The 20,736-nt window shown below is 53.3% G+C and carries 21 protein-coding genes and 4 pseudogenes; 14 read left to right on the forward strand and 11 right to left on the reverse strand.

Going from position 1 to position 20,736, the window contains the following annotated elements; translation table 11 throughout:
- Positions 1–92 precede the first annotated feature (92 nt).
- The 10 genes and pseudogenes from KTE_RS37990 (at position 93) to KTE_RS38030 (ending at position 8,047) form a co-directional block, all read left to right on the forward strand.
- Complete coding sequence (locus tag KTE_RS37990) at positions 93–950, forward strand: alpha/beta fold hydrolase (RefSeq protein WP_201391152.1); 858 nt, start codon at positions 93–95, stop codon at positions 948–950.
- Between the two features lie 247 nt (positions 951–1,197).
- The gene (locus tag KTE_RS48285; protein ID WP_236600898.1) at positions 1,198–1,392 is read left to right on the forward strand and encodes a hypothetical protein; all 195 of its coding nucleotides are present in this window, start codon (positions 1,198–1,200) and stop codon (positions 1,390–1,392) included.
- Positions 1,393–1,394: 2 nt separating this feature from the next.
- A pseudogene (locus tag KTE_RS48290) lies at positions 1,395–1,457 on the forward strand (hypothetical protein); the annotation flags it as partial.
- 122 nt (positions 1,458–1,579) lie between these two features.
- On the forward strand, positions 1,580–2,020 hold the full coding sequence (locus KTE_RS48295) for a hypothetical protein (RefSeq protein WP_236601073.1): 441 nt from the start codon (positions 1,580–1,582) through the stop codon (positions 2,018–2,020).
- 179 nt (positions 2,021–2,199) lie between these two features.
- Positions 2,200–3,951, forward strand: a complete 1,752-nt coding sequence (locus KTE_RS38005; RefSeq protein ID WP_201391156.1) for an ISL3 family transposase — start codon at positions 2,200–2,202, stop codon at positions 3,949–3,951.
- A gap of 158 nt (positions 3,952–4,109) precedes the next feature.
- A complete protein-coding gene (locus KTE_RS38010) occupies positions 4,110–4,733 on the forward strand; it encodes a nucleotidyltransferase domain-containing protein (RefSeq protein ID WP_201391158.1) in 624 nt (207 codons plus the stop codon).
- A 632-nt stretch (positions 4,734–5,365) separates the two neighbouring features.
- A complete protein-coding gene (locus KTE_RS38015) occupies positions 5,366–5,527 on the forward strand; it encodes a hypothetical protein (protein ID WP_201391160.1) in 162 nt (53 codons plus the stop codon).
- Between the two features lie 614 nt (positions 5,528–6,141).
- Positions 6,142–6,858 carry a hypothetical protein gene (locus KTE_RS38020; RefSeq protein WP_236600899.1) on the forward strand — a complete coding sequence of 239 codons (717 nt, stop codon included), beginning with the start codon at positions 6,142–6,144 and terminating at the stop codon, positions 6,856–6,858.
- A 158-nt stretch (positions 6,859–7,016) separates the two neighbouring features.
- The gene (locus KTE_RS38025) at positions 7,017–7,529 is read left to right on the forward strand and encodes an IS1 family transposase (RefSeq protein WP_201391164.1); all 513 of its coding nucleotides are present in this window, start codon (positions 7,017–7,019) and stop codon (positions 7,527–7,529) included.
- The gene (locus KTE_RS38030; protein ID WP_236600900.1) at positions 7,439–8,047 is read left to right on the forward strand and encodes a hypothetical protein; all 609 of its coding nucleotides are present in this window, start codon (positions 7,439–7,441) and stop codon (positions 8,045–8,047) included. The genes KTE_RS38025 and KTE_RS38030 overlap by 91 nt, the downstream gene beginning before the upstream one ends.
- 802 nt (positions 8,048–8,849) lie before the next feature.
- Here KTE_RS38030 and KTE_RS38035 read toward each other — a convergent pair.
- From KTE_RS38035 to KTE_RS38050, 4 genes are all read right to left on the reverse strand, one after another.
- The gene (locus tag KTE_RS38035; RefSeq protein WP_236600901.1) at positions 8,850–10,010 is read right to left on the reverse strand and encodes a Gfo/Idh/MocA family protein; all 1,161 of its coding nucleotides are present in this window, start codon (positions 10,008–10,010) and stop codon (positions 8,850–8,852) included.
- Positions 10,011–10,147: 137 nt separating this feature from the next.
- Entirely contained in the window at positions 10,148–10,546 is a 399-nt protein-coding gene (locus tag KTE_RS38040) for a hypothetical protein (protein WP_201391166.1), read from the reverse strand.
- Positions 10,547–11,115: 569 nt separating this feature from the next.
- Positions 11,116–11,802, reverse strand: coding sequence for a hypothetical protein (locus KTE_RS38045; protein ID WP_236600902.1), 687 nt, complete (start codon positions 11,800–11,802; stop codon positions 11,116–11,118).
- The gene (locus KTE_RS38050; RefSeq protein WP_201391170.1) at positions 11,799–12,257 is read right to left on the reverse strand and encodes a hypothetical protein; all 459 of its coding nucleotides are present in this window, start codon (positions 12,255–12,257) and stop codon (positions 11,799–11,801) included. Before KTE_RS38050 ends, KTE_RS38045 begins: the two co-directional genes overlap by 4 nt.
- A gap of 456 nt (positions 12,258–12,713) precedes the next feature.
- Between KTE_RS38050 and KTE_RS50150 the strand changes: the two are divergent.
- Positions 12,714–12,920: pseudogene (locus KTE_RS50150) on the forward strand (AraC family ligand binding domain-containing protein); the annotation flags it as partial.
- Positions 12,921–13,046: 126 nt separating this feature from the next.
- Positions 13,047–13,574 (forward strand): helix-turn-helix domain-containing protein, encoded by a 528-nt coding sequence (locus KTE_RS48300; protein WP_236600903.1) that lies wholly within the window; start codon positions 13,047–13,049, stop codon positions 13,572–13,574.
- A gap of 258 nt (positions 13,575–13,832) precedes the next feature.
- On the opposite strand, the gene KTE_RS38060 is transcribed toward KTE_RS48300, so the two are convergent.
- From KTE_RS38060 to KTE_RS38080, 6 genes and pseudogenes are all read right to left on the reverse strand, one after another.
- The gene (locus KTE_RS38060; RefSeq protein ID WP_201391174.1) at positions 13,833–14,225 is read right to left on the reverse strand and encodes a PPOX class F420-dependent oxidoreductase; all 393 of its coding nucleotides are present in this window, start codon (positions 14,223–14,225) and stop codon (positions 13,833–13,835) included.
- Complete coding sequence (locus KTE_RS38065) at positions 14,222–14,551, reverse strand: YciI family protein (RefSeq protein WP_201391176.1); 330 nt, start codon at positions 14,549–14,551, stop codon at positions 14,222–14,224. The genes KTE_RS38060 and KTE_RS38065 overlap by 4 nt, the downstream gene beginning before the upstream one ends.
- A 2-nt stretch (positions 14,552–14,553) precedes the next feature.
- Entirely contained in the window at positions 14,554–15,090 is a 537-nt protein-coding gene (locus KTE_RS38070; protein ID WP_201391178.1) for a TetR/AcrR family transcriptional regulator, read from the reverse strand.
- Positions 15,091–15,713: 623 nt separating this feature from the next.
- Positions 15,714–16,742, reverse strand: a pseudogene (locus KTE_RS38075) (isochorismate synthase MenF); the annotation flags it as partial.
- On the reverse strand, positions 16,724–17,176 hold the full coding sequence (locus KTE_RS48305) for a hypothetical protein (RefSeq protein WP_236600904.1): 453 nt from the start codon (positions 17,174–17,176) through the stop codon (positions 16,724–16,726). The pseudogene KTE_RS38075 and the gene KTE_RS48305, both read right to left, overlap by 19 nt.
- Before the next feature lie 102 nt (positions 17,177–17,278).
- The gene (locus KTE_RS38080) at positions 17,279–18,064 is read right to left on the reverse strand and encodes an IS6 family transposase (protein ID WP_201394498.1); all 786 of its coding nucleotides are present in this window, start codon (positions 18,062–18,064) and stop codon (positions 17,279–17,281) included.
- Positions 18,065–18,491: 427 nt separating this feature from the next.
- Between KTE_RS38080 and KTE_RS38085 the strand changes: the two genes are divergently transcribed.
- Positions 18,492–19,496: a HEAT repeat domain-containing protein gene (locus KTE_RS38085; RefSeq protein ID WP_201391180.1), complete on the forward strand. Its 1,005-nt coding sequence runs from the start codon at positions 18,492–18,494 to the stop codon at positions 19,494–19,496.
- 253 nt (positions 19,497–19,749) lie between these two features.
- Here KTE_RS38085 and KTE_RS49125 read toward each other — a convergent pair whose 3' ends face one another.
- Positions 19,750–19,884 carry a hypothetical protein gene (locus tag KTE_RS49125; protein ID WP_255553056.1) on the reverse strand — a complete coding sequence of 45 codons (135 nt, stop codon included), beginning with the start codon at positions 19,882–19,884 and terminating at the stop codon, positions 19,750–19,752.
- Here KTE_RS49125 and KTE_RS50155 point away from each other — a divergent pair.
- A pseudogene (locus tag KTE_RS50155) lies at positions 19,870–20,722 on the forward strand (IS6 family transposase). The gene KTE_RS49125 and the pseudogene KTE_RS50155 overlap by 15 nt on opposite strands.
- Positions 20,723–20,736: the final 14 nt, after the last annotated feature.

Here is a 20,736-nt window from a genome sequence, read left to right on the forward strand (position 1 = left end):
TTCTTCAGCTTAAAATGTGCAAAGTCCAGGATACAACGTACAAAAGAAGTAGTAACATTGAACATCCTCTGAACTAGTATAGGAGAACCGCCATGACACGTTCGTTGAACACATCCATCCAGACGAAGTTTTGCACCATCGACGGGTTGTCGATCCGCTTCGCGGAGAGCGAGGAGCGGGACCAGCACGCTCTCTTGCTCTGTCCATGGCCGGAGAGCATCTTTGCATTCGAGCCGATATGGGAGCAGCTCGCCGAACACACCCATCTGGTAGCAGTCGACTTGCCGGGGTTCGGTCATTCGGAGCGTCGCGACGCGCTGCTGTCGCCCCGTGCAATGGGGGGATTTGTGTTGCGTCTCGCCGATGCGTTCGGGCTCGAGCAGCCGCACGCGGTCGGCCCCGATATTGGCACTGGGGCGTTGCTCTTCGCCGCAGCCTTGTATCCAGGGCGTTTCCGTAGTCTCGTCGTTGGCAGCGGAGGCGCGGCATTTCCGCTTCAGCTGGGGAGCCCACTGAAGGACTGGGTCGAGGCGCCCGACATCGAGGGGTATCGCAGCGTCGACCCGCGGCAGATCATCGCCAGGGCTCTCAGTACCATCCAGCAGTACACTGTATCCGACGCGGCGCGTGAGGACTACCTCTCCGCCTACGAAGGCGATCGCTTCGTCGAGTCGATGCGTTTCGTGCGCACCTTCCCAATGGAGCTGCCGATCCTGCGCGATCTGCTACCGCAAATACAGACGCCGGTGCAGATTATCATGGGCTCCCACGACCATGTGGTGCCATCGATCAACGGTGAGTTTCTCCATACTCGGCTGCCCAAGAGCAAGCTCGACAGTATCGACACCGGGCACTTCGTCTGGGAAGACAGTGCCGACGAGTACGCCGCGCTCGTCACCAGATGGTGGAACGGAGGCTACGTGACCGCTGGATCTGCGACCGCACGCTGATGTGGAAAGACGCAGCGCGAACCGACGGGACATGCGCCGCACAGTGCCGAGCCGAACAACCGTAAGGGAAGCGTGCTTGTTCGGCCCCGAAGAGCTGCGGCGGCGACCGGCCCTTAAGTTTGACACTCTCCCGCTGAAAATTATCTCGGCTTGACTTTGTACAATTTGGGGGAAAGAACCAGGCATGAAGCCCTCGTGAGATAAGATAGAAGCTGATCAAAGCACCATCTTACTCAGAAGGAAGCTCATGCCCTTTCCCGACCTCATTATAGAAGTTCTGATGGCCTTTCGACCACTGTTTACGGCTCCGACCTGGAGGAAACTGATGATCTTATTGACTGGAACGCTTCTGATTCGGGGACGCCGCACCGTCGCGGCAGCCTTGCGGGCAACTGGAGTCTCTTTCACCAGGTGCTTAATCGAGCGCGCTGGTCTCCTTTAGCCGTGAGCCGCCAATTGCTCCTGCTCATCGTCGAGACCTTTGTGCCAGTCGGAGCGTGTATCGATCTGGTAATCGACGAAACACTCGAACGACGGTGGGGCAGCCAAATCAGCAAACGAGGGCATTACCGCGATAGCGCTCTCTCCAGCAAAGAACGCTCGGTGAGCAGCTCCAGCTCCTGGGGATCATGGACGGCACGCGCGAAACAGAGCGTCGCCTTCACCATCGGTTCGACCACCTCCGGCGCTTTTCCGAGTGGTTCCGGCCAGCGCCAGCGTTACTCGCCTTTATCGAGCAACATGCGCACCCTCTTCCCTTCCCCACATCAGAACGCAGGCCACTTCCGGCCCATACCTATGAGAAACAACAGCGTGCCCGCCGCCTGTACGACGCGCCCCCCGATGGACTCACAGACATCGAACTCGCAGGCCTCCTCCAGGTCTCACGCATGACCGCCAATCGTTATCGCCATCACCTTCAGGCCATCAACGTTCAACCAGGGCGCTACCGCCTGGTTCCTCATCCGGAGGAGAGAGCAGAAGCCCTCGCTCTCCTCCAGGTCGCCATCTCCACCTCGCTCATTCATCCCCAGACCCTTCTCCACACCCTCTCACCTGCCAATGCCTGACGATCTCTCTTGTGACTCACGGCATAAATTGGCCATCTAAAACGGCATATCTTGGCCGATAAATGCCATTTGTCAAAATGATTGATTCTTACGCAAGTTTGCTGATCAAGGATGTGATATAGTAAGAAGTTGAACATTTTTTCACCTTTGTTTTGTTTTTGAGAGACGAATGGAATCCTATGATCATTTTTCTCGATCTCCCCGACGTCGAAGTGGAAGGGATAGAAGTAGCCGAGGAGATCATACTGACCTTGCGTACCGTGTCCCCAACGGCTTTGTGCCCCTCGTGTGGGAGCACATCGTCGCGCATCCAAAGTCGCTATACCCGCACGCTCCGTGATCTGCCTTCGATTGGGCGTCCACTCCGCCTCATTGTGCATGTCCGTCGCTTTTTCTGTACAAAGAGCACCTGTGCTCAAAAGATTTTTGTCGAACGGCTTCCTGCTCTCTGCCACCCTCACGCTCAGCGCACCAAGCGGTTGCAAGAAGCGCTCCGCCACTTGGGACTCATGACAGGGGGGCAGACAGGGGCAGATCTTGGAAGCGAACTGGGCATCAGCGGCAGTCGCGATACCATCTTGCGTTTGCTTCGCCAATTGGAGCAGTCTGCCCAACCAGAACCACACGTCATTGGTCTGGACGACTGGGCGTGGAAACGTCGGCTGCGCTATGGAACCCTCATCTGTGATCTCGAACGGGGGGTGCCCATTGATCTGTTACCCGATCGTACCGTCGAGACGGTCAAAGCGTGGCTGCGGGACCATCCCTCCATTGATGTCGTCAGCCGCGATGGCTCAGCGGAATATGCCTCAGCCATCAAGAAAGGCGCGCCACAAGCCAGGCAGGTCAGTGACCGTTGGCACCTCGTCAAGAACCTGGCAGCCTGCCTCTCAGTCCAACTTGCCCAAAGTCTGACACAGATTCGTCGCCCAGAGCAGGCGAGAGCCAACTCCTGCGAAGGGGAGCCATCTTCATGCAAACACTCTCGTCACCCAAGGACGCGAGCCGAGCAACGCACACAACAAGCTCGTCAAGCTGAGCGGCTGGCGCGGTACGAGCACATCACGGCACTCTACAAGCAAGGAATGAAGAGCGCTGAGATTGCTGCCCAGACAGGGATGTCTGAGCGAACAGTTCGACACTGGCTCAGCCGCGGCATCCCGTATTCCCGCCCAAGACGGCAACAAGCACGCCAGCTTGACCCGTACCACACCTATCTTCTGCAGCGCTGGAATCAGGGATGTCACAACGGGTCCCAACTGGAAGCAGAACTGAGAGCAAAAGGCTACAAAGGGTCGCAACGTGCGGTCTATCGCTACGTAGCGACCTTGGAACCATCTGCATTCCCTCTCAGAAGAAGTGCTGTATCACCCACGGGCCAGAATGCTTCCCTCACCCCACCCAATCCGCTTAGGACGATGTCCGTCCAACAGGCAACCTGGCCCTTTTTCCGCAAACCCGATGAGTTAAAGGAAGAAGAACGGGAACGCCTTCGACTTCTGAGGCAGGCGAGTCCACACCTTGAGACGGCATACCACTTGGTGGAACAGTTCCTCCAGATGGTACGCGAGCGGACAGGAGAGCAGCTTGATACTTGGCTAGCAGCAGTGCAAGCCAGTCATCTCGAAGCATTTGCGTCCTTTGTGACAGGTGTGCAACAAGATAAAGATGCTGTCCTTGCGGGATTGACGTTACCCTGGAGCAATGGTCATTTGGAAGGAAATGTGAATCGGCTTAAGCTTCTTAAAAGAAGTATGTACGGTCGCGCCGAAATTGATCTGCTCAAGCTTCGCGTGCTCCATCACAGCAAAAAGAGTCAGGAGAGAAAGAAGAAGCAAGAACAACAAGTGGCTCATCTGAAGAAACCGAAGAGTATGAAAAATGGCGTAATTTCCCAGCATACCACAACTGCAATCAGCAAGGTTGCGTAAGAATCAATGATTGGCCGCTTTGTGCCAAAAAGTTGGCCGTAAAATACTAACCCAAAGAGCATGTTTTGTCTCCTGTTAGCGGTGATGTTATGCTGTAAAGATACATCGACATAAATGCTTGAGACAGGAAGATATAAACACTGTTCGGAAGGAATAGTATGGCAAACGACCCGAATCAATTTGGCTTGTGGCAACCGTGGCAACCGGAGGAGGTCGCCAGATTCTTTTCCTCGCTTACGGTTCCCTGGTGGATCGCCGGAGGATGGGCACTCGATCTCTTCCTCGGAGTTCAAACGCGAGAGCATGAGGATATCGATATCCTCTTTCTGCGCCGAGATCAGCACGAGATCCGTGCGCAGTTTCAGGGATGGGATGTTCAAGAAGCGCATGAGGAACTGTTACCCAGTTCGTGGCCTTTCCAAGAATGGAAACAAGACATGCTTCTCCCGGCTTCGGTCCATGATATTTGGTGTCGTCCGCACGAGAGTGATCCCTGGGCTCTCCAATTGATGGTCATAGACACCGACCAGGACCAATGGATTTCTCGTCGCACGGCACAGATCCGTGGTTCTCTCTCTACTCTGGGATCGGTCACATCGGATGGCATTCCCTATCTTGCTCCAGAAATTCAGTTGTTCTACAAAGCCAAGAGGCTGCGTCCTAAGGACGAGGTGGATTTCGCCAGGACACTCCCCGCTCTTGATGGAAAGCGTCGAGAATGGTTGGCTCAGTTCCTTGCTCTCGTCCATCCTGGGCATTCCTGGCTGACTGAACTTACTTAAATCTCGTCATATGGAGATGGGTTTGTATCTTGTGAAAGCCAAACAATCTAGTCAATTGTATCAGATGATAGATCCAAGGAGAATGGAATGGGTAGGCCAGAAGCGAGGATGGTATGGTTTGAGACTCTGCGCGAACTAGGCTTGAAAGATTGAATCTCAGACCCGGCCAATCATTTTGACAAATGGCAATAAACAGGAGCATTCAAGCTCAATAACGGTTGTGCTAAAACAGCATAACCTGGCCGAGAGCACAAAAATCGGGCATAAGGTGGCCAGAAGTACGAAATCCTTCAACAGATTTGATCGGCCTGGCGAGCATTCTGAGAGTGGAGTTCCTTCAGAAAATGCCCGTCTCGGGGAAGATTTGAGCGTAAAATTCCGTTTGGGAAGCAATCCAAAAACGGCAATGAATGCCGTTTTGGCCAGATTATTCCGAGAGTCACATCTCTCACCGTTATCGCAAGGAACGCAACCATTCCCAAAAAATGCACCAAAACAGGGGTGTAACACCCCCTTTTCGTGCTCAAAAAACGCCATTTTGTGCAATCGTAATTTGGCACGATATTGTAGGAAAAACACGGGAGCAGCACACGTGAAGGGCAGGCGCTGCGTGGAACAACCATGGGAAAAACATGGGAAAAACAAAACCACCATCCATCGTCCTGGCGCCTCCCAGGCCAACACACGCTCCTTCATGCTGGCAGCGGCAGGGACAAGCCTCGAGAACGATCCTCATTGATGCCAGTGCAGAGAGCATTGCAGGACGCGCCGGCGGCAACGGCAAACGAGTGTGATTGTTTGGAGCACGAGACTGGCGCGCCCGTGTCTCTTTCGCATGTCTCTTGCCCTGGGCCAGGCTCGGCCGCGGCCAAACACGATCCAAGAGGGAAGAGCAACAATCAGGGCCTGAGCAAGAGAACAGGCCCTGCCTCGCTTCTTCCAGATAGACCTGGCTCATGAAAAGGAGCTGGTGGAAGAAGGGCAAAATCGCGATGGCAAGAATATGAGCATGTTCACGCTCACTCTGGGGGCGCCACTGCCCTCTTTTCCCTGTCATCCCTTCATTCTTCTCTCCTCTCACGCACCTCCTCCCCATCTCCACCCACCCTCTCTTCTGCACTCCCACACTCTCACCAGGCACCCGGGCATAGACCACATCCAAAGCGCCCGCCATCTCCACCTTGCCCTTTCTGACAAGGTGGTGCACGGATCGGCCGCCTTACACTTGTGTAGCGCACCAGAATCAATCAAGCATCTCCAGCACATCCCTCCCACCAATGCCCATAGAGCCTGGCTTATTCAACCTCTCCCCTCTTGAAACTTGCTCATTCATGCACTATAGTCTCTTTATGCATAGCAAATGCCATATATGCCCTTCCTTGTAGAGCAAAAGAGAGAGAGGCACACCGTGAGTGAAGGAGAGCCAAACCTTGCAGAGAGGGAACCCACAGAACAGGAACGCGCCGAAGGAGCCATTGGTCCACAGGTCAACTTCCGTCCGAGTAAAGAGGATAAACTTCGTTTATGGCGACTCATGGAGCGAACTGGCCTGGGAATCACCGAAGTCATACGTTTCTCGCTCACACAGACCGAGCGGCACTCCCCTGTGACGCGCCCTTCAGCCCAAATTGACCCTCAACGTATGCAGTACCTCGTTGGCTTCATCAGCATCCTGCGCCCCTTTTGCCAGGCAGCCTTGCGCAGTATGAGTGAGCAGCAGGTGAGCCTCACTGAACAGCGACTGTGGGTCCAAAACCTACTCGCCTCGTTCCACAATCCACTACACATTTGCAGTGTGCTTGCCGAGCATCTTGACCTTGAGCAGTGCAAGGTCTTCTTGCGTCATGAAGATCGGTACTACCTTCAGTACCAGGCGACCGTGAAGCTGTTAGAACGGCAGGTAAGTGACATCTCTTCCCGTTACCCACCACAAGAACGTTATGACGAGGAAAGCATCCAGTTCGATCCACCTTTACGGCTCTTCAGCGATGATATTCTTACTGCCTATCAAGAAACGCTGGCGAGCGCGACAGAGCAACATGCCACAATGCTCGAGACCCTCTGTCAAGGGGTGCTGGCATTCCTGCCTCGCGCCCTGACCCAGGCCAAGGGAGCAACAGCGTAACCGACCATGAACAATGACCGTGAGTAGAAGCCATCTGAGGCAGCACGCCTCACCAGTGCAGATCTCCGCCTCCGAAGCAACCGATTTAATCCCTGAGTCATTTGATCCGGTAGTGACTCTTGAAAGAAGTGGTAAAATAGAGGTCAGGAGGACTGACCATGACAGCAACCTCATCTCTGCCAGCATGCCCCAATCCTGCGTGTGCGCAGCCACACGTCATTCGCAATGGCAGTAGCAAAGGACGACAGCGCTATCAGTGTCGTGGATGCGGCCGCTTCTTTGGCGAAACGGAAGGCACACCGATGTATGGTCTGCATACGCCAGTAGCCGAGGTGACTCAAGCGCTCCTGGTCGTGATGCGCCGAGGAAGTCTGCGGGCGGCGGAAGAGATTACAGGCCACAAATACGAGACGATTGGCCAATGGCTGCGACGAGCAGGCGAGCATGCGGAGGCCTTGACGAATATCTTCACACAGGATCTCCACCTCTCAACGGTCGAAATCGACGAGTTTTGGTCCTTCGTGCGCAAAAAAACGGAGCCCCCGACGAAGCTGATGCCGGTGAACGCTGGGGATGCCTCGTGCAAGATCGCCCCAGCCGCTTCATCGCCGCCTGTGCCACAGGACACATCGGCGACGATCTCGTCGAGCGAGCGGTCACCCTCACCGTAGCACGCACACAGGGCCATCCGTTGAACTGGTGCAGCGATGGCTGGCGGGGCTATGCCGCGATTCTCAAACGAGCCTATCGCCAGCCGCTGCGCGCCGGGCAGCGCGGACGTCCCCCACTGGTGGTGCCTCCATACGTGCGTTTGACACGAACCATCAAGCACCGCGATGAGCATGGGAAACTGCTCTCCATCGAGATCCGCGCTGCTTTGGGCAAGGTGATTCCCCAGCCGGGAACCACCCATGTTGAGCGGCTCAACGGTGTTCTCCGCGATCGGCTTAATGCCCTCACACGCAAGACGCATGCCTTTGCCAAATGTGACACCACCTTCGATGCCTTGATCCACCTCCACCTCTTTGAGCACAACTGGATACGCCCCCATTTGGCGTTACGTCTCCCGAGGGAGAGGACTCCACAACGATATCAGCATCGCACTCCTGCCATGGTTTTGGGCCTCGCCGATCATCCTTGGTCCTTCCTCGCGTTCTTGACGACTCCCTTACATACCACTTCTCAATAGAGTCACTACCTATTTTTGCAACACTGCCCTTTTCCTGGCGCTGACAATGGGTAGCGACGTACGACAAGACTGCGTGGTGCAAGGCGCATCTCCTCCTCAAGAATTTCAGGCATAACGGTTCCCTCCCTTGGTTATAAAAGTGCATCAAGACACGAGAAATAGAGGGGCCTGCTGAGAGGGGCAGGGCAAAGGAGAAAGCGCTTGCTCTTAACGAAGCATACCTGAACCAGAGGGGTGCGCACAACCCATTTATCCACGAACTTTTCCTCAGAGGGTGTGCACGAATTGTGGAGAAAACGCGAGCAATCGCCATAGCCTGGTCCGGACTGGCCTCCATGACGATTGCTCTCTTTATGGCCTCTTCGTTCTCATAAGGGGAAGATAGTTGACCTTACCGCCAAGGATAGCGTAGTAGGCCCATTTCCAACGTTCACTCCATGCCGGGCAAGATAGTTATATTGCAGCTAGATGTATCTCCAAATAAAGCAAAAGCAGTAAAACGAAAGGAATAGCGATGAATATGGCCTTCCCCTTTGCGGAAAAACTGAAGAATAGGGGTGCTAAATAGTCTTTTACCACCCCTATTTCATGAGGAAAATACATCTTTTGTCGCCTTTTCCCCTTTCTACACCATACCGCCAGCTATATATAACTATCTTGCCCCGCATGGTGCGAACGTTGGAAATAGGCCTGTCTGTCCCACTACTCATTTACAAGAGACGTGTGTGTGATAGCCCTTCTGGTGCGACTTGGTCTCTTGAGAGAATGTCAATTCCTACAATTCGCGCTGATTCTCCCAGGTTCACCTCAAAATTGTTGCGGATTTGGCCTTATTTACTAGGCCCTTAGCGGAATCTATCGGGGAATTTATGTCGGGACCCCCAATAAGCATTTCGCGCTGTTGGGCCGCAGAAGCATAACAGGCTTCAATGATACGCGAACGGCTCAGCCCTTCACTCCCATTGTGGCTTTTCCATTGTCCACTTTTAATTCGCTCCACGAATTGACGCGTGACGGCATCATGGCGACCCTCGCCACGCACATTTGGGCGAATCTCTGCTGGGGTTCCAGCAATATCCGTATAAATTGTTAGCGCGTTTTCCGCGTTGCCGTTGTGGGCATGGATGCTCGCACCTCCCTTCGTCCCATAGAGGACAATTTCATAATCATCCTGCGCGTTGCCGTGGGTAGCCCAACTGGTTTCTAGCAGAAGTGTGGTCCCGTTGGAGAGCCGGATGAAAGCCGTGGCAAGGTCTTCCACTTCAAACACATGTTCTATTTCAGACGAATGACCACACATCTGAAAGTCAGCACTGCATCTACTCAGTTCACTATATGTTGAAGCGCTCACAGTCACCGCTGTTGGTTCACCTAGAAGGAAAAGCGCCATATCCAGCACGTGGATCCCAAGATCGATAAGTGGCCCACCGCCAGACATTCTCTTGCTCATGAACCAGGAACTGCCAGGGATGCCACGGCGGCGCATCCAGGAGACTTTGGCATAATAGATTGTGCCAAGCTGGCCTTCGTCGATCACGCGCTTCAGCGTTTGTACATCGGTACGTTGACGGTGATTAAAGATTACCTGAAGCACTCTATTGGCCTGGGTAGCAGCTTCTACCATCGCCTCGGCCTCAGCTAAGGTACTGGCTAGAGGTTTTTCACACAGCACATGCAGTCCCTGACTTAGGGCCTTCAGGGCAATCGGTGCATGGAGTGCGTTAGGCACCGCAATACTGATGGCATCCAAATCCTCGCGGGTGAGCAGATCTTCATAGTGGCGATACAGATGAGGTACTGCATAGGTTGTTCCCAGGGAGGTCAAGCGCTCTTCTTCTAGGCCCGCCAGTGCAAGGACTTCAACCTGTGGTAATTTTTGAAATCCTTTAAGGGCCGCCTCTCCCACATAAAGACCGATAATTCCTACACGTATCCTCGCGCTGCTATTTTTCGCGATCATCATACTGAGTGACTCCTTTTCTGGGGGAATCCCGAGATGGGGTTTCAATATTCCCACTGTGCGTTTCCGCCAAGTAGGGATCAATATATGTAATAAGAAGCTGAAAAGTATTTTAAGACAGAGGCCGGCTAAAAACGCTGCTAGCAGGCGCTAATCCTCACTTTCGTGTGCCAAATCTCTTCTGTTCTTTGCATGGCGCCTGAAACAGTGTTGTCTGTCGAATAAAATGGCTCATACACAGCTTTGGTGATAAGCACATCAATATAATGCTGAGAAGCAATTCTCTCTGCACAAAACCGCGAGGAGTTTTCAAAAATAAGCTCATCCTTCACTAAAGTTGTGTATGAGCCAATAAAATTTCGTTTTTCCGACGCATAAATTGGCTCTTGCCCACTTCGGATACTGGTGGCGAAGTCAATGTTCACGCTCAATCTTTCATGATATTCAACTCGCACTGAGCACGATTTCTGACTTCGCCACCAGTAACACTTCGGGGGCTTAGTGCTCGCTTGTTCTTCATCACGCGCTGGAAGATTCATACATTGCAGTGCTCCTCCAGCTCAGCAAGCAAGCCGTGAGCCCCCGAAGTGATACTGGTGGCGAAGTCGAGGTTCACGCTTGGGATTCAATGAATTCAAGCTGGCATGGAGCATCATTTTTGACTTCGCCACCAGTATCCGAAGTGGGCAAGAGCCATAAATTTTCCATGCAGCATTTAATCATTTTTCTCGAATTGATCCGTGCCCGGGCAAAAGAAAACACACGGCTTTCTGACGCATAACCGTTCATGCGGTGCCATGAAGGCGCTCATCAAGCAATATCAAATAGTGCCATTTCTGACCCATAATTTTTCGTGTCAATGCGAAAAAGGCCGTTTGGGGCGATCCGAACGTCCAGAAAACAATCAGTTTGTTGTCTAGAAAAGAATTGCATCAGAGAGCGTCAAACGTACGCTTCTCTTGCCTCTTAACTACTCAGGCACACGAAAAATTATGGCTCAAAATGCGAAGAGAATTGCGACAAACAACACATTCTCAAGCAAACTAGCAGATATGTTAAAACTCGTTGTGCATCCCGTGGGTCTAGAGAGGATCTTATCGGGTAGAGATTACTCTCCTTCTCTCGCATAGTCATTGTGTTCTCTTTCGCTTTTCCCAGGAACCTTGCTTGTGCGATGATGGCGTACTTCAGCCAGAAATTCAGGCCACCATTCATCTTGTTTTGACAAGGCGAACAGGGCTTCACGCGATTGGTCCCAACGTTCCCGCAATCTTTCCCAGGCCGAAAGCAGTGCGTGTCTGCTTCCCAATTCGGGAATCAACCACTTGCGCCCAATTTGAGCATGTAACACTTCATCTGCCCAGTCGTAATCCTGGAATCTTGTTACAAGCTCGTCTCCCGCAGCAAAAGCGATCTCCCATTCCCAGCGCTTCCCAGTCTCCTTAGGCATCAAATTTTGTTCAATTCCCCACAGAATAATGTGTGCCTCGAGTGGCTCATAGCTCTTGTTCAGGGATAAGGATGATGTTATGTCAAGGGGATAGCGATAAAAGGGAACTCCTTTGGCATATAATCCTACCTCTCCCATCATTGCATGCCGGGCTTCATCCCAAAGTTGCCGACTCAGATCCTGATAGTATTCCCAAGGTTTCCCCTGTGTCTTAAAGAGAATTGGCCCCATCCATTCTGGAACATCCATTTCTCGCAATCGCTTGTAGAGTAACGCGTACATACGCTCATCCGCATCTCGGGATATATCTTGATAATACTCATCAATGGCTGCTGATCGATTCAACGAATCGCGAAAACGCTGATCGCGCCGTGGAACGCTGTCCATAGTATAGGCAGAGCCATCAGAGCGAGGACATGGGGAAGGAATATTATTCTCATTGGGAAGATCTCCCGCAATTCCCCAGCGGCATCCAGGAACCAAGACAGATGTTTTTCCCAGTCATGAGCTATCTTGGCTGCTTCTGGGGCCTGCGTTAAAGCGGTTGTTGCTTGTGTTCCCCAAACCACCATTTCCTCTTCATCTTTCAGAAGCAAACGGAGGAGACGGCAGGTCGGATAGTCGCTTAGTGGGTTTGCTTGAGCCAAGTGCTGGTTCAACGCACGAATGAGTGCTGGTTTGACAACGCGGTAGACGCCAACCAGCAGTTCAATTGTATTGCTCGCCCGGATAAGTTCTTCAAAGAGCCTCTTCAGCTCTTCGTCAGGAGCCTCATCCAGGAAATGCGGAGGTTCTCGCATTTCTGTCACCCGTTTTCGGAGCCAAGTGCTATGTTCTGCCTCAAGCCAGAGATGTAAACTGAATGCACACTTAACTTCCCACTCTGGAGTATGAGCAAGATGCGCAGCGAAGAGTGCATGCGAGGCAGTTTTAACATAATTGTAGCGTTTGAGGAGAGAAACAGTATGATCAACAGTATGGCCAGGACGACACGCTTCCTCATATGTACAAAGGCCAGCAAGTGGCTCAATACCAAGATTATCGATTGTTTGAGGTACCAATTTTCTATATCTCCTTGTCTAATGAGATCAAACCTCATGGATAGGAGTATACCGAAAAATGCGGGAAAGAGCAGGGTTTAATTATGATATGATAGGGTCAAAAACAATCATGATGTACTGAATGAGAAGCGCGCGAGCCATTAGTATAGCGAAAAGGAGTAAAGGAGCTTAATGCATTCAATAAGTCAAATACACATGAAACCGTGTACATTCCATTCTCCTATCGTTCCCTTTATTCGGCAAGCAGATTTTGCAGTACGTAGACCCTGGCATTCGCCACCACGCCGTCTCTTGGACTACCTACTGATCTATATCCAAGAAGGACACTGCCTTGTTTCGGTGGAAGAAAGATCCTACCATTTTCACGAAGGGGATTTTTGTCTCATCCAACCCAATGATCTTCACACCTTGGAAGGCACAACCCAGACAATCACACCATATGCACACTTGGATATTTTCTACCATCCGCTTCGTGAGGAGAGCTTTCCTACTCGACCTGGCCAAGTTGACTTAACTGGTTTTCATCATTTGCTTCAACCACGATTAAATGATTGGGATAGTCTCCATGTCCCTGTCAAATTTGTACCAGCGCGTCCAATCTGGTTTCGTGAGACGATGCTAACGATGATTGGTGCTTGGCAGCGGCGAGATGTGGTCAGTCAACTGGAAGCACAGTATCATGCCATGGCCCTTGTATTATCTTTGCTAAAGCAGCAACAGATGGTGACGGAGGCTTTGCAAGACTCACGCTCATTGCATTGGATGCTCTCCTATCTCTCGTTTCATCTCGCTGAACCCATCTCCATTGCCGATATGGCTCGCTACGCCCATCTCTCCCCAGCGCATTTTTCCCGGATCTTTCGTCAACAATTTGGCCTTTCCCCGCACCAATATCTTCTCCGTCTACGTCTCCAGCATGCTCAGATGCTCCTCCAACAAACGGACCTGACCATAGAGCGGATAGCCAAATACTGTGGCTTTGCAGATGCCCATCATTTCTCAAAGACCTTTCGAAAAAACGTTGGTTGCTCTCCAGGATTCTACCGCCATGGCTGAAAAATAAGGAAAATGGTAGTAAAAGGCCTCTGAGGGACAACTGAACGAAAAACGGTTCTGACGCAAAGTTGGTGGTAAGCTCTTCAAAGTCAAGGTGGATATTGCGCAGATTGGTATTGTCAACTTAAAAAAAGTTGTTGATGAGCTTTCACCACATCGATGCCACATTCTCCAAGATTCTCTAGAAAACACGATCAGAAAAAGGGCGTCATCCCCACTTTGGGATCTGTTTCTCTTGTATAATCTCTACAATTTTGCTTAAGTTGACAATACCGTCAACTCGATATGCACGGTCCGATAGCCTCTCAGCCGGTGGACAAGCGGAATAAGGAAACCATGCAGCACAGGATACTTGCGGGCAAGGGCGTGAGCAGCATGGAGTGCCTCACTCCCATCCAGCACCCGAGCGTGGGCACGGATCACTGGGCCGGTGGGCTGACCGCGCCAGGTCGCCGGGGCGATCTCGACCACTGGGTTGTTGCGGATGCGCCTGAACTTCCATGTTTTGTCCCACGTACGCACGAAGGCGTGCTCCCCGTTAACGGCGATATGCACCGGCGTACCCACCGAGGTGCCGTTGCGGCGATAGCTCGTGAGCAGAATTGTCTTCGGACGAACGAAGCGTTCGAGAGCCTGTGTTGGATTTGTCATGGCAAGACCTCCTTCTCGCCCGATGGGCTCTTTCCTGATGGAGCGCTGCGCGCTTGATACTGATTGGAGTAGGCATGCCAGGGATGCAGGTGCGGTTCAAAAACCCGCTCCAGCACCGCGGGATCGTGTGCGACGATCTCCCGCGCCTGCGCTTCGCTCGCGACATCGAGAATGCCTAGACCACCCTGATTGTCCAGAAAAGCACCGCCCATGAGCAGCTGCCTGGCCACAAAAACCTGTTTCATATATTTGCCATGTTCACGATAAAAGGGTTGTTCAGACACCGTTTTCCCGGTCTGCCAGGCCGGGCCAGGGGTATAGATCATTGCTAACTCTCCTTGGCAAAGCACTGTTGGACGAGCTGATATAAAGCACCCAGATCCTCGCCCTCTATGGGGGGAATGATGTGCTGGCTGCCCACGTAGAGACTGTAGAGGACTCTGGCAAGAGACGTTGCGTACAGACGATCGGCCCTGGTGGCAAAGACCACCGCTTCGAGATACGCCAGTCGCTGCTGGTCGATGCGCTGCTGGTGAACGCGCACCTGTTCGTCTTGTAAGGCCCAGGCACGCAGAGCCACATCGAGCCGAGGAGGATGTAAGCTTGCTCGCATTACCCGTGCCAGCTTGTCTGGTGGGGAATCTTCCTGGTCTGCCCAGTGGATAATGCGAAGTGTTCCCTCTTCTTCCCAAAACTCCAGCAACCGCTGTTTAAAGTCCTGGGAATTGGCGAAGTGGTGGTAAAAGGATCCTTTGGTCACCCCGAGTCGGGTGGTCAAGGACTCGATGGTGAGGGCTTCGGCACCCGCCTCTTCAAGCAGGGCGAGTCCTTCCTCAAGCCATCTGCGTCTGCTGAGATGCGTCATGACCTGTTCCTCCTTTGGCTCAAACACGTTTCTCTTCCACATACCATACCATATGGTATGGTATGTTTGCAAGGGATGAACACTCTTTCCCTCCCTGTTTCGTTGGCCTCCATGGATTCTCTGTCGCTTGCTTACAGCTTTCTTCCCTTCTCTCAGAGGCCCGTACAGAAGACAGAGAGCACCGGGCAAATGTGACACCCTTCTGGTTGGCCTCTCTCCTACTCTGGGCTTCCAACAGATCCATCCCGGAAGGAAACCCGTGGGATTGCTCAAATGCGTCTTTCATTGTCAAATCGCGGGTGGTTATTTCCACCATTGTATGCCGATACTCCAGATGTGGAGCGGTTTGCCCAGGCACAGTTGTACCAGTGCTCATGAATGATGATGTTGCCTGCCCCTGTTTGCCCTCTTTCACAACACACCGAATGGGGGGCAAAATGGTTTCGACAGCTCCATTGGTGCTGATATGTTGGTTTGCATACATATATCTTCCCAATGGGGCCTGATATTTTCACATCCCTCCCATTTTCACCAGTTCGTGTGGCTCTACCTCATCTTATGACCAGAGTGGGTTTGTATTTGCGAGCGAATGGAGCTATCGTCCTTGGTGTGCCCAGAACGTTTTAGCTTTGTCCTTTCAGTGCATTGAGCATGACCTGGAACTTTAAGCATGTTTCTTGATATTCACTTTCTGGCTGCGAGTTGGCCACAATACCACAGCCAGCAAAGAGCGTTGCGGATTGTTTCTGCACGAGTCCAGAACGGAGCGCTACAACAAATTCTCCATCTCCATTCACATCCATCCAGCCAAGAGGCCCAGCATACCAACCACGATCCATCTGCTCATAGTTGCGAATATAGGTTCGTGCGACATCAGAGGGTAACCCCCCAACGGCAGGGGTTGGATGTAACTCACATACCGCATCAAGCAAGCTATAGCCCTGACGTAATTGGCCCCAGATAGGAGTGTGCAGATGTTGAATGGTGGGCAGGCGGAGCAATTGAGGCAGAGCTGGTCGATGAAGTGTGTTGCACAAAGGATCTAATTGTTGCATGATGGTATCCGTCACGATTGCATGCTCCTCCCGATCTTTCCTACTGGTTAGCAGCGCCTGACCAATACGAGCATCGGTCTCGACGGTTTGACCGCGCAGCGCAGATCCGGCCAGTGACATCGTCCGTATCTTTCCTGCCTGTGCTGCTACGAGCTGTTCTGGTGTTGCGCCTATAAACGCCGTATCCTGGAATTGTATGGCGAAAATGTAGGAAAGAGGTGCTTGCTGGTGAAGGCGATAGACCAGGGAGGGAATATCAGAAGAGGACTGCGAGTGTGCATTGACTCTCATACTGCGCGCCAACGCCACTTTAGCCATGGTGCCTTGTCGAATTGCCCGTACTGCGTCGCTTACTAGTTGTTTCCAGAGCCCTTCCTGAGATGGATCCAGGTCCTCCGAGGCCTTGCCAGAGCGAAACAGGGCGTCTTGAGCCAACGATGCACTTCTCTGAAAAATGCGGTCAAGCAACGAGTGAATGGAGCTCTCGCAAGTGCGAATAGTATCTTCGGGGGTAATGGAATGATTGATCGTCAGGGAAAAGCCGCCTTGCGTTGAACGAAATACTACCTGGGGCAAAATCAAAGCGCCATCAGGAAAATGACGCCAGGCAGAGGATGTATGGCGCGCTTGCGGATCAAAGCGAAATCCCCCAGAAAGGTAGGAAAGACGTCTGTTCCCTGTTCATCTCCAAGAGCCACTACCTGCTCGCGGGCTACATCCCATTTTTGCTTTAAGATCCTATGCACATCGGCTCCTTGCGCTTCCAGAACGAGGGAAGCGCCTGCTCCTATGAGACACTCCTGCCCATGCAGCCAGAAGAAACGATGCGAGAGCTTAAGGTGCTGTAACACCGCGAAGAGATGAAATGGTGCAATCTGGTCAAGAGGAAAAGATAAGCTCGCAATCATGGGATGCTGTTGATGTTGTGCCCAGGCAATGGCCCGAGCAAGCAGTGACTGCAGCTTTGCTTCTACCTCACTCCGGCGTATACCTATCGAGGCAGAACAAGAATGCTGATCAGAAAGTGGCATGGTAGGCTCCATCCTTACGAATCTTGGACTGATTGAATGGAAGGTTGTGTTGCAAAAACGATGACGAAGGCGGAGATGACGTGAAGAGTTCTCCTCGTTCGGTCAGGCTGCCACCTCAAACAGCTTGGCAACCAAGGCCACCTGGCCTCTCACATCTCCTTTGTTCACCCTTTGCAGTTGTCCTTTTCTGATCATGTTGTATGCTTCATATCCCTGTAAGGTTCTGCTGGCTGTCTCGAACGAGAAAAAGCCCATCCCCGGCTTCGTCAAGCGTTTGATGAACCGATGATCTTGTTCGATCAGATTGTTGAGGTATTTCACCTGCCTCAATTCCACGTGTTCAGGCAGGACTCCAGCGGCTTTCAGGTTGGCAACGGCCCTGGGATAGGCCGCATTCTTATCGACATTGATCACGCGAAGAGCGGACGTGACAGTTGTGGTGTCAGTCAGAGCCGTGGGCTGAGCCACCTGCTCTGCGACCGGACACGCTTGAGAAGTTGAACACGCAGAGGAATACAGGGCTTTGCAGAAAAAACGTGTGGCGGCCTCGGCATCCCGCATTGGACTCAAAAGAAATTCGATCGTGTTCCCTTCAGAGTCGACGGCCCGGTAGAGGTAGAACCAGACTTTTTTGATTTTGATGTACGTCTCGTCCACTTTCCAGGAGTCGCTGTAGGCTTTGAGATGCGGTCGGCAGCGCTTCTCCAGCTCTGGGGCATATTTCTGAACCCAACGGTAGATCGTGGTGTGATCGACGTGCAGACCCCGTTCGAGCATCATCTCCTCCAGATCGCGGTAACTCAACGAATAACGCAGATACCAGCGTATACACAAAAGAATGATCGCAGCTTCAAAATGGCGCCATTTGAATGGGCTCGCATTCTTCATCATGAAGAACTCCTCTGCTCTGCTCCAAATAAAGAAGAGTTTACCATCGCTCCTTCATTCTTGCAACACAACCCGAGCGGGCGCATTCCCGCTTATCATGGGACGAACGGCTGGCTCGCAACGCCCGAACAGAGCAGGCTGAGCGGATCGCGTTCACCCTCTTCGGGATTCCAGAACACGTGGCGACCTTTCTCGGACTGGCCATCGCCTAATGCCTCCTCGCGATCTGCTGTGAACCATCCCCTTGAAAGGGTCAGTGGAGCTAGTGGAGGGTCAAGTGGATCGCTTTGGGTTGCCGCCTGGTGTCAACTCTTGGTCGTTGTGGACGAGCCATGGGTGACCCGACTTCACCGCTTGCCAGAAAACAGGCCATCGGAGAGAATACGAGGAGAGAACTCGTTGGAAACCAGGAAGGAGAACCCATGCCATGAGCCCGTCCCCGATCCCGTTCGCGACCTTACTAGCACAACTGTCCGATCCCAATCCCCAGGTGCGCCGCCAGAGCATCAAGGACATCCTGCGTCGGCGCAAGGAGCGTGCGCAGGCGTTTGCCTCTTTGCAAGCCCTCCTCTCCGATCCCGATCAGTCGGTGAGCAAAGCCGCCATCAAGGCCCTGGAAAAGCTTGGCGATCGCCGCGCGCTGCCCGCTCTGCAAGCCCTCCTCACCGACCAGCAGCAGAGCGTCCGTCTGCGCCTGGACGCGCTGCGAGCGCTGCTACGCCTCGATCGGCAGCAGCCACTCCCCCATCTGCTCATCGCTCTGCAGGATCCGGGCGCCCTGGTTCGCCAGACGGCCGTCGAGGGACTGAAAAACCTGCGGGAGGCGCGCGCCGTTCCTCCCCTGATCGCCGCGCTCAGCGATCCCAACCGCCGGGTCCGTGCGCAGGCGGTAAGCGCACTGGGTGCTCTGGGGGATGCGCGCGCCGCCGCTCCCCTGGCCGCTGCGCTGAGTGATATGGACGTGCAGGTTCGTGCGCAGGCAGCCTTCGCCCTGGGGAGTCTGGGAGATGCGCGCGCCGTCGAGCCGCTGCTCGCCCTGCTCAGCGATACAGACGCTGATGTCCGTAGGCTCGCGGCCAGAGCCCTGGGGAGTCTGGGAGATGCGCGCGCCATCGAGCCGCTGCTCGCCCTGCTGGAAGATGTGGATGAGTTTGTCCGTGCGAACGTAGCCGCTGCGCTGGGGTGGCTAAGAGATGCGCGCGCCGTCGAGCCGCTGCTCGCCGCGCTCAGCGATGCGAAGTGGCGGGTCCGTGGAAGTGCAGCCATCGCCCTGGGCAAGCCGGGAGATGCGCGCGCCGTCGAGCCGCTGCTCACCGCGCTCGGCGATGCAGATGCAGATGTCCGTGGGCACGCGGCCAGAGCCCTGGGGGAGCTGAAAGATGTGCGCGCCCCCCTTTGCGCGCCAGGCTTTCCGATCCCAGGCCCGACGTGATCTAGCAGGCCAGAGAGGCCTTCGTGCAATTGGAGGGATTGGGGGAGCAAGTCAGGAAGCACATGAGGTCCAGGCTCCTGGAAGCCAGGAGGAGAACCTGAAGAGTGACTCATCCCCCTGGCTTGGACAAGCATGCTTGTCTGAACGGTCTTTCCCGTCTGCTTTTCTTGATCGTCCCTCGCATCCACACGCCTTTTTTCTCGTTTTCCCCTGCATTCCTCTTCACACTGACCTGCTTCACACTCTTGTTGAGCTACCTGGCCCCTCCGAGGACAAGCAGAAACGTTTCGGCGAACTCATTGCGCATGTCGTGGGTCTTGGAGACCGTTTGCAGGTATGCTGAGAGCACAACTTCTCTGATCTGGAGGGTCTCATGAACTGTCCACATTGTGCCTCAGCTTCCACTAAAGAACAAACCCAGAAGACCACGCTTGGCTATCGAGCGTTTTATTGCTCGGCTTGCAAACGCCGCTTCAACGAGTGCACAGGGACGCCATTCAACTTCCTGGAATATCCCACTGATGTGATTCTGCTGGTTGTCTTGTGGCAGCTTCGGTACAAGTTGAGCCTGCGGGATCTCTCTGAAATGTTTCTCGAGCGGGCATCGTGTTTACCCATGAAGCCGTTCGAGACTGGGAAGCTCGGTTTGAGCCCTTGGTGGCAGACCAGCTGCGAGCCAAACGACGGGGACAAGCGGGAAGGTCTTGGTATGTGGATGAGACTTATATTAAAGTTCACAGAACGTGGTGCTATCTCTATCGCGCCATTGACGTCGACGGCAACCTGGTTGATTCCATGCTGAGCGAGAAGCGGAACATGGAGGCGGCACAGCAGTTTTTCAAGCAGGCAGTTGCGGTTGTTAGTCATCCCCAGAGCGCGTGACAACAGATGGGCATACTTCCTACCCACGAGCAATACGTAGGATCCTTGGCAGCGACGTACTGCATCGGACCAATAAATATCTCAACAATCGGTTGGAGCAAGACCATCGAGGAGTGAGACAACGGTACTATCCGATGCGTGGCTTTGGGAATTTCGCATCAGCGGCGCGTTTTTGCCGCGCTTTTGATGAATTGCGTAACTACTTTCGCCCACGTCACACTACGGGAGAAACACTGCCTCTTCGGGAGCAACGACGGTTGTTCACAGAACAACTTGCTTCCCTGCAACTCCTGATGCGAATGGCTTCCATCTCTTTCTGTGGGCTTTTATGCGCTCAGTTCTGACAGAACCGTTCAGG

The organism is Ktedonobacter sp. SOSP1-85, from assembly GCF_016587415.1.
GTDB lineage: Bacteria > Chloroflexota > Ktedonobacteria > Ktedonobacterales > Ktedonobacteraceae > Ktedonobacter.

Bases quoted from the DNA above. Each gene is read 5' to 3' on its own strand.
- KTE_RS37990 (WP_201391152.1), top strand. From the start codon at position 93: ATGACACGTTCGTTGAACACATCCATCCAGACGAAGTTTTGCACCATC.
- KTE_RS48285 (WP_236600898.1), top strand. From the start codon at position 1,198: ATGCCCTTTCCCGACCTCATTATAGAAGTTCTGATGGCCTTTCGACCA.
- KTE_RS48295 (WP_236601073.1), top strand. From the start codon at position 1,580: ATGGACGGCACGCGCGAAACAGAGCGTCGCCTTCACCATCGGTTCGAC.
- KTE_RS38005 (WP_201391156.1), top strand. From the start codon at position 2,200: ATGATCATTTTTCTCGATCTCCCCGACGTCGAAGTGGAAGGGATAGAA.
- KTE_RS38010 (WP_201391158.1), top strand. From the start codon at position 4,110: ATGGCAAACGACCCGAATCAATTTGGCTTGTGGCAACCGTGGCAACCG.
- KTE_RS38015 (WP_201391160.1), top strand. From the start codon at position 5,366: ATGGGAAAAACAAAACCACCATCCATCGTCCTGGCGCCTCCCAGGCCA.
- KTE_RS38025 (WP_201391164.1), top strand. From the start codon at position 7,017: ATGACAGCAACCTCATCTCTGCCAGCATGCCCCAATCCTGCGTGTGCG.
- KTE_RS38035 (WP_236600901.1), bottom strand. From the start codon at position 10,010: ATGATGATCGCGAAAAATAGCAGCGCGAGGATACGTGTAGGAATTATC.
- KTE_RS38040 (WP_201391166.1), bottom strand. From the start codon at position 10,546: ATGAATCTTCCAGCGCGTGATGAAGAACAAGCGAGCACTAAGCCCCCG.
- KTE_RS38050 (WP_201391170.1), bottom strand. From the start codon at position 12,257: ATGCGAGAACCTCCGCATTTCCTGGATGAGGCTCCTGACGAAGAGCTG.
- KTE_RS38060 (WP_201391174.1), bottom strand. From the start codon at position 14,225: ATGACAAATCCAACACAGGCTCTCGAACGCTTCGTTCGTCCGAAGACA.
- KTE_RS38065 (WP_201391176.1), bottom strand. From the start codon at position 14,551: ATGATCTATACCCCTGGCCCGGCCTGGCAGACCGGGAAAACGGTGTCT.
- KTE_RS38070 (WP_201391178.1), bottom strand. From the start codon at position 15,090: ATGACGCATCTCAGCAGACGCAGATGGCTTGAGGAAGGACTCGCCCTG.
- KTE_RS48305 (WP_236600904.1), bottom strand. From the start codon at position 17,176: ATGCCACTTTCTGATCAGCATTCTTGTTCTGCCTCGATAGGTATACGC.
- KTE_RS38080 (WP_201394498.1), bottom strand. From the start codon at position 18,064: ATGAAGAATGCGAGCCCATTCAAATGGCGCCATTTTGAAGCTGCGATC.
- KTE_RS38085 (WP_201391180.1), top strand. From the start codon at position 18,492: ATGAGCCCGTCCCCGATCCCGTTCGCGACCTTACTAGCACAACTGTCC.
- KTE_RS49125 (WP_255553056.1), bottom strand. From the start codon at position 19,884: ATGTGGACAGTTCATGAGACCCTCCAGATCAGAGAAGTTGTGCTCTCA.